Source organism: Paenibacillus piscarius (assembly GCF_022234545.1).
GTDB lineage: Bacteria > Bacillota > Bacilli > Paenibacillales > Paenibacillaceae > Paenibacillus_AQ > Paenibacillus_AQ piscarius.
Window position 1 is genome coordinate 409135 of the sequence record NZ_JAIEUI010000002.1, and the last position, 12855, is coordinate 421989.

Annotated in this window: 7 protein-coding genes; all 7 read right to left on the reverse strand. The window is 53.8% G+C overall.

The genetic code is table 11. The annotated features are described in order from the left end of the window. Positions 1–2: 2 nt before the first annotated feature. Entirely contained in the window at positions 3–2297 is a 2295-nt protein-coding gene (locus K1558_RS05410; RefSeq protein ID WP_238650369.1) for a glycoside hydrolase family 3 N-terminal domain-containing protein, read from the reverse strand. 245 nt (positions 2298–2542) lie between these two features. After that, on the reverse strand, positions 2543–3460 hold the full coding sequence (locus K1558_RS05415; protein ID WP_238650370.1) for a carbohydrate ABC transporter permease: 918 nt from the start codon (positions 3458–3460) through the stop codon (positions 2543–2545). A 29-nt stretch (positions 3461–3489) separates the two neighbouring features. Beyond that, positions 3490–4416 (reverse strand): ABC transporter permease, encoded by a 927-nt coding sequence (locus K1558_RS05420; RefSeq protein ID WP_238650371.1) that lies wholly within the window; start codon positions 4414–4416, stop codon positions 3490–3492. A 189-nt stretch (positions 4417–4605) separates the two neighbouring features. Beyond that, positions 4606–6111 carry an ABC transporter substrate-binding protein gene (locus K1558_RS05425; protein ID WP_238650372.1) on the reverse strand — a complete coding sequence of 502 codons (1506 nt, stop codon included), beginning with the start codon at positions 6109–6111 and terminating at the stop codon, positions 4606–4608. 234 nt (positions 6112–6345) lie between these two features. Then, positions 6346–7863: a response regulator transcription factor gene (locus K1558_RS05430; RefSeq protein WP_238650373.1), complete on the reverse strand. Its 1518-nt coding sequence runs from the start codon at positions 7861–7863 to the stop codon at positions 6346–6348. Then, positions 7856–9682: a sensor histidine kinase gene (locus K1558_RS05435; RefSeq protein WP_238650374.1), complete on the reverse strand. Its 1827-nt coding sequence runs from the start codon at positions 9680–9682 to the stop codon at positions 7856–7858. The genes K1558_RS05430 and K1558_RS05435 overlap by 8 nt, the downstream gene beginning before the upstream one ends. Positions 9683–9787: 105 nt before the next feature. Beyond that, positions 9788–12595 (reverse strand): endo-beta-N-acetylglucosaminidase, encoded by a 2808-nt coding sequence (locus K1558_RS05440; protein ID WP_238650375.1) that lies wholly within the window; start codon positions 12593–12595, stop codon positions 9788–9790. Positions 12596–12855 lie beyond the last annotated feature (260 nt).

Genomic DNA, 12855 nt, shown 5'->3' on the forward strand with positions numbered 1-12855 from the left:
CTCTAGTCCTCCATGACCGTAAGATCTATATTCAGCGTGTCGTTCACATTCCTGCCGACACCGATGCGGAAGCTTCCCGGTTCGACCACTGCTGTATAGTCTGGCCCGATGTAGCTCAGATGCTCTGCACTCAGCGTGAAGCTCACCTTCTGCTTCTCTCCCGGCTCCAGCACGATCTTGCGGAATCCTTTAAGCTCCTTAGCCGGTCTTGTCACCTTACTAACCAGGTCAGAAATATATAATTGCACGACCTCCGCACCGCTGCGGGAGCCCGTATTCTCTACCTCCACTGTAACCTCAGCTGTTCCGCCCGCCCGGATCACCGCAGGCTGGACCTGGAGTCCGCTATAGCTGAACTCGGTGTAGCTGAGTCCGAAGCCAAACGGATAACGCGGCTGCGAGGTACCTTCCAGATAACGTGCACCCCGGGAGCGTTTGCCTAAATAGTACACTGGCAATTGTCCGACATCCTCCGGGAGTGACAGGGTCAACCGGCCGGACGGATTGACATCGCCGAACAGGATGTCGGCAACGGCGTGGCCGCCCTCCTGCCCCGGATACCAGGCTTCCAGAATAGCATCCGCCTGCTCATCGATCCAAGGCTCAGCAATGGGACGTCCGTTGATATACACAACGACTACCGGTTTGCCCAGCGCCTTCAGCTCCTTGAACAGCTCCAGCTGAACGCCGGACAGATGCAGCGACATGCGGTCGATGCCTTCACCGCAGTCCATATCGCTAAGCGCATTTTCCGTTACCTTGGAGGCTCCGGTCCGCAGATCGATACTGCCTTCGCCGAAGTCCCGGGCACTCGACCCGCCCAGGGCCAGCACAACGATATCCGCTTCGCCTGCTACCTTGCGCGCCAGCTCGAAGCCTTCGGTGGAGCTGTCTTTGATCCGGCAGCCCGGCGCATAGCTAACCCGCTCCGGCTCAGCGGCAAGCTTGGCCCGGATTCCGGCCAGCACGGTAGTCACCCGGTCACGCGGCTGCGGCGAGGTGTAATCGCCGAGCTGATTGTAGCCGATATCCGCGTTCGGTCCGATGACCGCAATCCTGCCCTTGTCCTTAGCGAGCGGAAGAATGCCGTTATTCTTCAGCAGCACAATCCCCTCTGCTGCCACGCTGCGTGCCAGCTCCGCATGCTCCGCGCTGCCGATCACCTGCTCTGCCATATCAGGATCGGCATACGGCTGTTCAAACAGGCCCAGCCGGAACTTCAGCTCCAGCACACGCGCCGCCGCCTGATCCACCAGCTGCTCATCGAGCCGCCCGGAGCGCAGCGCCGTAAGCAGATACCCGCCAAACATGACGCCGGACATCTCCATATCAATCCCGGCCGAGAGCGCCTGCACCGCTGCATCCTCGCCGCCAGCCGCCGTATCATGGCCTGAGGCCAGCATATCGATCGCACCGCAGTCGGTAATGACCATGCCTTCGAAGCCCCATTCACCGCGCAGAATCTCTTCCAGCAGCTCCCGGTTCGTCGTACAAGGCACACCGTCAATCTCGTTATAGGCCGGCATGATGGACACCGCCCCGGCTTCCACCGCTTTGCGGAACGGGTACATGTCGACTTCCAGCAGCTCCCGCTTGCCGATATGCGCCGGACCGGCATTCCTGCCGCCCTCCGAGCTGCCATAAGCCACGAAGTGCTTGAGAGTTGCGCCCACACTGGAGCTGCTGTCAAGCTGGTCGCCCTGCAGTCCTTCTACTGAGGCTACGGCATATTCGCCGATTAAGTACGGATCTTCACCGAAGCATTCCTCGGTCCGGCCCCAGCGCGGATCACGCACCACATCCAGCACAGGAGAGTAAGTCACGGCTCCGCCTTGAGCACGGGTCTCCCGCGCTACCGCCCGGGACATCTCCCGGTAAAGATCAACATTCCAGGTGCTGCCGATCAGGAGCGGAACCGGGAATACTGTGGCCCCGATGGCCATATGCCCATGCGAGCATTCCTCACCGATGAGGAGCGGAATGCCCAGTCTGGAATGCTCCAGCGCATAACGCTGGATCGAATTTACAGCCTCTGCTCCAGCCCGTGCATCCAGCCCGCTCTCCAGCGTAACTCCTGTCCAGGGATCGGCCCGCAGGGTTCCGTATAATGCGCCGACACCGCCTTCGCGGATCTGGCGTTTGAAGTCTTCTGTCAATTCAATGGTTCCATCTGTATGATTATAGGTCTGCCATCCGAACAGCTGCACCAGCTGGCCGACCTTCTCTTCCTGCGTCATCAGCCCGAGCAGATGCTTCGTCCGCTCTTTGACGGGCTGTGTACGGTCTCTATATAACATCCTGGCCCCACCCTCTCTCCCTTTGTTCTCTATAAAATACATTTAAGATTTCGATTCAAAGTTTGGTCGTCACTGCGGTGAACATTTGGACTTTCGGTCGCTGTTGTCCCCAGATTTCTTGATTTAAACCGCTGTTCGCGGTGGAAATCCGGTGACAAAGGCGAACGCTACCGCTCCTACAGTTCCAAATTTCCCCTCCGCTCCTTCTTACTTTTCATTAATATCTTTTAAATTTATATAGAACCCTACTCCTTAACCGCCCCAACCGTAAGACCCTGAATGAAATAACGCTGGAAGAACGGATACGCGAAAATAATGGGCCCGGTCGCCAGCACCACCATCGCCATACGCGAGGTATCCTGCGGCATGGAGCGGAGCGCTTCCAGGCTGAGCGAGCTGTTCTGCGAATTCTGCAGAATGAACTGCATACTGGTCTCGATCCGCATCAGCATCGATTGCAGCGGCACCAGGTTCGGGTTATCGATATAGAGCAGGGCGTTGAACCAGTCATTCCAGTAGCCCAGGGTGCTGAACAGCCCGATTGTAGCGAGACCCGGCAGGGACAGCGGCAGCACGATTTTCAGGAAGGTACGGAACTCGCCGGCGCCGTCGATTTTGGCCGATTCAATCAGCGCATCCGGCACACTGGTGATATAGAAGGTCCGCAGTATCATAATGTAAAAAGCATTCACCGCCAGCGGCAGCACCAGCGCCCAAATACTGTCCTTCAGGCCCAGCATCTGAGTGACTACAATGTAAGTCGGAACCAGACCGCCGTTAAACAGCATGGTGAAGAAGGCGAAGAAGGAGAAGAAATTGCGGTATTTGAAGCTTTTACGTGAAATGGCATAGGCGTACAGGGAAATGATCATCAGGCTGACAATCGTACCGATGACCGTTACCGCAATCGTCACCCCGTACGAACGGAGCAGCGTATCCCCCGAGCCAAAGACATATTTATAGGCTTCCAGACTCCATTTCGCCGGAATTAATTGATAGCCGTCCCGCGCCAGCGCCCCTTCGTCCGTGAACGAGATCAGTACAACGAACAGGAACGGGAAGATACACAGGATGGCAAAGCCCCCGGCGATAATATTGAAAATAACATTCCACACCGTCGACAGCCGGTGGAAATCGCGTGATTTCACAGCATTAGCAGACATTTGGATGACCTCACTTTCCTTCTTTTTCCCTAGAATAACGCACTGTCCTTATCGAATTTGCGCACGATGTAGTTCGAGGTAAGAACCAGGATGAATCCGACCACCGATTGATACAAGCCCGCCGCTGTACTCATTCCGATCTCGCCGGTAGTCTTGAGTCCGCGGTATACATAAGTATCGATGACATTGGTCACGCTATAGAGCGTCCCCGAATCTCTCGGCACCTGATAGAACAGCCCGAAGTCGGCATAGAAAATCTTACCGATCGCAAGCAAGGTCATAATGATAATGATCGGCTTCAGCATCGGCAGCGTAATGCTGCGGATCTGCTGGAGCTTGCTGGCTCCGTCAATCATCGCCGCTTCGTAGAGCGACTTGTCTATACCCATAATTGCGGCGAGATAGACCACGCTGTTATAGCCGACGGCCTTCCATAGGAACACGAATATAATAATGAACGGCCAGTATTTCGATTCCGAGTACCAGGAAATATTGCTGCCGAACATGGCGTTAAGCAGCCCCCGCTCCGAGCTCAGGAAGCTGAACGCGAAGTATCCCACAACAACCCAGGACAGAAAGTACGGCAGGAACATTCCGGTCTGATAGAATTTGGCCAGCTTCTTGTTGGCAATCTCGGACAGCACCACCGCCATCAGCACTGACAGAATCAGGCCCAGGACAATGAAGGCTATGTTATACAAAAGAGTATTGCGTGTGATCAGATAGGCATCATTGGTGCTGAACAGAAACTTGAAGTTATCCCAGCCAACCCACTTGCTGTTGATGATGCTGGCCCAGAAGCCATCCCGGCTGAAGCGGTACTCCTTAAAAGCTATAACTGTACCCGCCATCGGCAGGTAAGAGAAGAACAAAAACCACAGTGTGCCCGGCAGAACCATAAACAGCAGCACTTTGTTTCTTAATATATCCTTGGCGGACTTTCCTATTTTACCCATACTCCCAGTTCCTCCTATGCCGGAAAATTCTTCCGTTGATCAAGCGGAAACGGGTAAGCCGTCCTTCAAAAGGACGGTATCGTTTCAGCGAGAAATTTAAGAACAAGTTATCTTGTGGAACAGATAAGTTCTTATATTTACAAAAAGATCGGGCCAAGTCTAATCACCCGCCCGATCTTGAATAGAATGCTACTTGTTATTCGCTGCTTTCCAGGCGTCAATCTGTGTTTGAGCTTCGGCAATGATTTTATCCAGACCGGCAGCCTTCAATTTCTCGTTAGCCTTAGTCAGATACTCTTCAGGGTCTACAGATCCGGTCATCAGCGGTGCCCAGAATTCTTCCTTCACGTTCTGAACAGCGGCGATTTCATTCGTTACCTTGGACGTATCGAAGTTGAAGCCGAGCAGCGGTGCATTGATACCTGCATCATTGAACTTCTTGAATTCTTCCCATTTGTTCTCAGGGTCGCCTTCATTCAGATAGTTGATCATGATGTTACCCAGGGAGAACGTCGGCATATCGTAGTTCTTCGCATCCGGGAGGTTCTTGATCATGTTGTCGCTGATCTTCTCGTAGTGTACGCCTTCGATCCCGGAGTCAATCATGTTGCGCAGCTTAGGATCGGTATTCAGCAGGTTCAGGAATTCCATCGCTTTCTCAGGATACTCGGAGTTAGCCGAGATCGCCTGCATGGAGCCCATTACGGACCAGTTGTAGATATAAGGCTGACTGGCAGGTGTGGACACCACTGGGTATCCGTAGCTTGCTGACCAGAGATTGTCGGCCATCGGCTGGGTGGACGCACGGTCGGTGAACCATTTGCCGGCTTTGTACAAGTCATCTACAGAGGTTGTAGTCGCTACTTCAGGGGAGATGTAACCCGCCTGATAGAATTTGCGGACCGTACTCAGCGCTTCCTTGATCTCTGGAGTTTCCAGGATGTTGACCACTTTATAGTCCTTGGTGTCCATATAGACAGCCATCGGCATTTTCTCGATCACATAGTCAAAAGGCATCACCGGCATGAAGTCTTTAACCATGGCGTAAGGAGTCACTCCAGGCTCGTTTTCCTTGATGGTTTTGAGCAGCGGCTCAAGGTCGGCCATCGTCTTCACGCTGGTCAGATCCAGCTTGTATTTGTCGAGCAGTTCTTTGTTGAAGCGGAATACCTCTTGCGCCGGAAGCTCTTTGTTGGCCGGAATCGCATAGTTGTGGCCGTCTACCTTGGAGCCTTCCAGGAAGGCCGGATCAATCGTGTCCACAATGCCCTTGCCCTGATTCTTCAGCAGGTCATCGAGCTGCAGGAACGCACCTTTGCGGGCATTCTGCACGTAATCGAAGGCCCAGGAAGAGGTGAACAGGATATCCATCGGCTCACCGGAAGCAGCCATAACCTGCATCTTTTGCGTGTAATCACCGAAGTCGATCATTTTGATATCAAGTGTGGCGTTAATTTTCTCAAGTGTGTATTTATTGACTTCCGCGAGCACCTTGTCCATATCCTTCTGCGGCGGCCCGATCGTGTACCAGATCAGCTCCACTGGCTTCTCGGTAGCCTCCGAGGCTTTGTTACCGCCCGAAGCGGCTTCCCCTCCAGCATTGTTCTTACTGTTCCCGCCACATGCGCTAAGCGCCAGTGAAACGGTTAAAAGCGTTGTCAACAACAAGGAGAAGTGTTTCTTTTTCTTACTCATTTGCCGTACCCCCTTTTAATTAGCTGTCCGGGAATCCTGGTCTGCCGGGCATTCCCCGCTTTCGTTCCCATAAGCTATACTTTAACTTTATAAGATGAAAGCAGTTTCAAATAGAAGAGAAACTATAGTTTTTCAGGTATGAAATAAAGAAAATAAGCTGACCCGCAAAGGCAGGTTGTTGATCTTTTACAAGGGCTGTAATGTTCTGTTCCTGTAATTCACAAGAGGGCTGCCTCACAGCAGCCCCTTGAATTCCGTCGGTGAAATGCCCACATATTTCTTGAATTGCTTGTAGAAGTAACCCATTTCCCAGTATCCCACATTCCTTGCGATTTCATGCACCTTCAGGTTCGTCGAGCGGAGCTGTTCCTTGGCCTTATCAATCCGGTAACGGTTCATATACTCCGCAAAGGATTCGCCGGTCGTCTTATGGAACAGCTGACCCAGATATACCGGATGAATATTGAACATGAAGCCCAGCTTCTTCAGGGACAGGTCCTCACTGTATGATTTCTCAATATAATTCAGCACCTGGTTCACTACCGGACTCTTCAGCTCACGGTCCAAGAGCCCAATGATCCCGGCAGCCGTCTGCCGGAGCGCAGCGGACAATCCGGGCAGCGAATTCGCTCTGCGGATGGCCGTCAGCCCTTCAGTGATGCATTCGCGCTCGGTTTCACTGCGGATATCCTTGATCAGCACCCGGAAGAACAGAATCCATTCCAGCGACATCTCCTCCAGCAGTCCGGGGGTTAACCCTTCCATGCCCGGAGCTGAGAAATAGAGCTCCAGCTTCTCCGACAGCCCTTCCAGGTTCTTGGCCATAATGAGCTTGGCATATTCGCTCCAGTCCTCCGGCAGCACCGCCTGCAGATCCTCCTTCCGGTCCTTGAGCTGCTCATAATAGATAATGCTCTGCTCCGGATGGATCTCCAGGAATTCCTGCGCCTGCTTCGCCTGCTCATAGCTTGACGGCGCGGCGTCAATGCCGTCGACTCTTTCGCCTACGGCCACCCGCAGCCGCTCCCCGCCGGTGCACAGGCCGGTGATCTCCTCCAGCATGACGGACATCTCTGCCGCTCCGGCGGAGGCTTCTTCATAGTTATGTATCAGCACCAGATCATTGTCCGAATCCCAGAACATGAAGAATGATGCCTCTGCACCGGTCAGACCGGCCACCCTTTGCCTGAAAGCCTCCGTGGCCGGCTCCACCTGAAGCAGGGCCACCTGCACATAACGGCTGGTAAGCGGCAGGCCAACCAGATTCAGCCGCTCGGAGCGCTCCTTGGGATCAATCTGCCCCCGCAGCCAGCGCAGCAGCACATTATCCTTCAGCACTGAATTCGTATATTCCCACCACTCCGCATCCAGCCTGGTGACATTCAGCTTCTCCACAATCGTCTCCAGCGTCCGCTGGAACTCCTCCAGATTAATCGGCTTCAGCAGATAGTTCTCAATCCCGAGCGACAGGCCTTCCTTCACATACATGAATTCATCGAAGCCGCTCAGCACGACCACCTTCATGTCCGGGCGGAATTCGCGGACAGCGCGGATCAGCTCAAGGCCTGTCATTACCGGCATGGAGATGTCGGTAATCAGAATATCGGCGGGGTTCTCCCGCAGCTGCTCCAGCGCCTCCTGCCCGTTCTCCGCCTGCCCTACAATCGTGAGGTCAAGCTGCTCCCAGTCCAATATATCGTGCAGGCCGCTCAGAATGAACGGCTCATCATCCACAATAAACACCTTATACATCTGCGTTCTCCTCCTTCAGCGGGTAGGGAAAAGTAATCGTAACCTTTGTTCCCGAGCCTTCCTCACTATCCAGCTCAACCCCGTAAGGCTGGCCGTACATCAGTCTCAGCCGCTCATGAATGCTGCGCAGCCCGAACGACTCGGACCCGGATAGCTCGCCTTGCTTCTCCAGTGCCTCGCGGAGCTGCGCCAGGCGCTTCTCCGGGATTCCCTTGCCGTTATCCGTAACGGACGCCCGGATGTTCTCCGGCTCCGCTGTGATCCCGATGCGGATCTCATTATCCGACTGCCCGGTCCGCATGCCATGCAGCACATAGTTCTCGATGACCGGCTGCAGCGACATTTTGAGTACAGGAAGCTCCTCCAGCTCCGGATTGCATTCAATCACATAAGAGAACCTGTCCTTGTACCGGATGCGGAAGAGCTCCAGGTACAGGCGGCAAGCCTCCAGCTCATCCTTGAACGTATATTTCAGCTTCGGACGGACATATGACTTGAACAGCATCGAGAGGCTGTAGATCATCTCGCCCACATCCTTCGCTCCGCTTGAGATGGCCCGCATCCGGATTACTTCCAATGTATTATACAGAAAATGCGGATTCACCCTGGCTTCCAGGGTAGCAATCTCCGTATGCTTCTGTTTGATTTCCGCCTTATAGACCTGGTCAATATACTGGTTGAGTTCATCTAACATGCTGTTGAAGCTTTTGGCAATCTGGCCTAATTCATCTTCCTTGCTGTCCACAATCCGGGTGTTCAGATCCCCGTTCTTCACCTTGCGGGTGAAGCGGATAATACGGTGGGTCCGTTTGGCAAAATTAGAAATGAACATCGCCGGCAGCAGCACGGCAAACAGAATGCAGACGAGGGCGATGGATAGGATGGTGCTCTGTGCACTGCTGTAGGTCTCGGCCAGCTCTTTTTTCGAGATCATACTGACTACCGTATACCCGGCCTGGCTCTGGGTCTGACTGGTGACGACCATTCCATCCACGGTAACCTCCTCGCCGGCGTTCAGTCCCTGCAGCTTCGGCAGCTTCCGGCCGTACCCCTTACCCGATGAATCGAAGATCACTTCATTCTGGGCCGAGAGCACGAGGATATCGCCCTTGAAATCCTCCTTATAATTACTCATCGCCTGCCAGATCGCCTCGGAGTCGAAGTAGACCAGCAGCTGGCCGATATTGAGCAGCGAGGATTTATTGTTGATGGGCAGCTTCACCGAGAACAGCGGGGCTGCCGGCATACCGATGCTTTTCAGCACCCAGATATTCGGAACCGAGACGACACTCTCCTCCCCCAGAACCATTGAATCCGGGACAAAAGAATGCGCCGCATTGGTCGAGATCCGCTCGAACTGCCTGCGGTTGTCGTAATAATACATCACCTGCTGGTTGGCGCTGTACAGGATCAGGCCGCGGATATCGGGATCATCGTCAATCTTGTTCTGGAAATACTGGATGGCGTTCGAGGTAGACTGTTCTCCCAGCAGGAAGCGGTCCAGCCGGTGCTCGATATAATCGCTTAACGGATTCTCCAGCAGGAAGGTCGTATTACTGGCCAGACTCGCGTCCCGGTACACATCACGGAGCATGTCCTGGACGGACTGATATTTGTTCTCCACATAATTGCTGACGCTCTCCATACTCTTGCGCTGGATATCCATCTGGCGCTGCACCGCCGAATCCGAGATCAACAGCAGCACCAGATAAGAGAAGGCGATAATGGTAGCTATGAAGATACAGGACACGATCAGCGTGAAGCGCAGAAACATATTGTCTTTAAAATATTTGCGGTACAGCGAAAGGCTTCGCATCATTCACCTCCTTTACACAAGAAGCGCTCCCCCCTGCGAATGGTGGCAGGAGGTGAGCGCTTTGTGTATGTTGTGCAGAATTGGCTGTATCTATTCCCTGCCTGCGCCTTACGGCGTTGGCTGGCCTCTAAGGTATACAGGCTGTGACTTGTTGCCGCTGTAATCCTCCATGACCACTGTAACTACTGCTGCGGTAGAGGTGAAGCTCAGTGCAGCCTTAGTCGTGCGGCCGCGGATAATCATCGGCTTCATGCCCGCAGCACCGGAGATATAGGTGACCGGGAACGACCGGCTCTGTCCGTCTTCGTTAATGTACATATACCGCCAGTCACGGGTACTAGGCATCGGCAGGTTCAGCGTATTGCCGTTCCAGGACCAGTTCTCTGCATAAGGCTCGGACACCTTGTCGGTGAACGTTCCGTTATAGGTTATTTTATCGGTATTTCCGGCCTGAACGGTTACTGTGTACTCATCTCCGTTGACCGGCATATTCTGGAACAGCACTGAGGCCGCACCCTGCGGCACAGTTAACTCTCTGGATACCGGCTGCGGCGTGGTCGTCCAGTTCACCGACTTCACTGTAACCTTAATATTGCCCTGAGCGGCGGCGGGATTGGTCCACTTCACCAGGAAGTCTCCATTCGCTGCAGACTCGGCAGTAACTTTGGACACCGCATTATTCAGGTCAAACGGCAGCGTAGCCGCATCGCCTTCCAGTCCATCGGCTCCAACAGCCGCCACCTTCAGAATACCGGATTTAGCCGGAAGCTTCTTAATATAGAAGGACTCATCATATTTCCCGCCCATGAAGATATCATTCACGTATACATTGTATTGCTTCACCTTGCTGTAATCGGTATCCATACTCCATTTCACGATCATCTCATCCGTGCCGGACAGGGCCTGAGCAATGGACAGACCGGCAGGAGCCGCTGGCTTGACCGCCGAGCCGTCATGAATGCGCAGCTGGCCAATGTTGATCTGGTATTTCGGAATTGCACCCGATCCGGGGGTGAACACCAGGCCGAAGGCGGCAATCTCCCGTCCGGCATATGCGCCGAGGTTCAGCTCGGCCGTGGTCCAGCCCGTTGTCTTCTTGCCGCTGTTTGCAACAGGAACCTTCACCACTTGATTCGGGTTGTCGCGGAAGATGAGCCCTGCGCTCAGCACAGAGGCATCGTCTGCCGACGGCTTGTTGTATACGACGGACAGCTTGGAATTGGCCTTCACGGCAAGACTGCTCTTGTAGAGACGCAGGAAGTTCTCGCTGTTCAGATTCCCGCTTACCGCCAGTGAGCTGCCGCCGTCATAACCGCCAAGCTGCTGGTAATTCATGCGCGTATTGGCGGTCTGGTCATAACCCGGACCATAATCGAAGTCCACATTCAGGCGGTTGCCTGTAGTATCCTGCCACCATTGCCAGGTGACCGGAACATCCTGCAGGCTCATATTCGACCACTCCGCTGCACTGGATAACACTCCGTTCTTGTAATAAGCAAGGCCATGGCCTGTATTGAAGCTGGTATAGAAGTTGGAATCCTTCACCACCGAGCGCTCGGCAATGACTGAAGCGATCCCCGGCCAGTAACGGTTATCTGCATATACGTCGGCTGCCGTGTTGGAGGAGGATACCGCTGTATTCTTCGGATTCACCTGCGGCCCTGACCACCATAGCTGCTCGCGCAGGTTCGTCATCCATTGGTATTTGTTATCCGTGCGCTTCGAGACCGGCCAGGATTGATTCATATCCTCATCCAGGCCGGCATGAACGAAGTCTGCACCTAGCGTTGCCAGGCTGGTTCGTGGAATTCCCCCGGACAGCTTGCTGCTCAGCGCTGAGCCCTGCACGCTCTTGAAGCGGTCGCGGCCGGCTTCAAGGCCTGCGAAGCTGTTCTCAAAGAGATTGTAGCTTGTCCCCTGAGCCGCATTGAAGGTATTCAGATAATTGGCAGCCGAAGTGATCTGTGAGCTGCCCATGCCGTAATCGAAGAAGAACGAATTCGAGACCGGCTTGCCCGCCGCTTTATCATAGAGCATCGAAATATTATTATTATTGAAGGTTCTGGCGAAGGTATTGGAGCCTGTGGCGGTATTCAGAGAATCATACCACTGCACATACAGGCCACCCTCCTGAAGCACCTTCATGAAGGCAATATAATCCGGAATATCCGCCGTCGCCACATTCGGGTTCTGCTCCTCCTGATTGATGAAATACCCGTCGTACCCGAAATATTCAGCCATTTCAATCATTTTCTCAGCCACCGGGAACTTCCCGTTCGCGTCCTTCACGATCATCTGCTTATACGTCTGCTGCCCGCGGTCATTGTTCGAGAAGAACACCCCGGCCAGCGACAGCACCCCGTTCTTGTGCGCGGCATCCGTATAGGTAGGATTAGGAATGTTCAGCATCCCGAACTCGAACCATTTCTGCTGCCAGTCGGACTGGGCCAGATCGTCGTAGTATTCCGGCGGTGTATACGCTGTTGCTGTTCCATGCCAGTAGGAATAATAGTCAATGTACTGCCAGAAGTTGAAGTGGTATTGCGCGAACTTGTTGGTGTACGGGGCATTCTCAATAAAAGCATTGCCGTAATCGCCCGCCACATTCATCATCTGCACCGCCGGGTTCAGCGCCGGATTGGCCTGGGTCTGCTGGAAAGGGGCAATCCGCTGCTGCAGCGGAACCCGGGAGCGCAGCAGCGCCGCGTCCTGATCTCGCTCTGGACTCCAGTCTGCAATGTGCTGGCTGGTATAGCCGTGTACACTTGGCTGATTGGCCCCGTGTGCGCTTTCGCCCTTGAACGGCCAGGTGTCTCCGGCCATCGCCGTCTGCGGCAGCAGGGTCACCAGCAGTGCTGCGCCTAATACCGCTGAAGTCAGCTTACGAATTCTGTTTGTCCTGGATGTATCTACCATGATTCACTCTCCTCATTCTTTGGATTAATGAGAACGCATTCATAACAACTGGCTGAATCTTCCTTCTGGGTGATAGTTATCAACGTTACTATATAGCAGCTCGTGTGGAGACTACTAGAAGCTAAATTAAAGATTTGCTGGTCAAATTAAAGGAAAAGTATGTTGTTGCAGGTCCGGAAGTGTAGTGGGCGTCTGCGTAATGGGAGATGAGGGGTGGCTCTGCTGGCTGGTTGCTCTATTGGTGGACAACTCTATTGGTG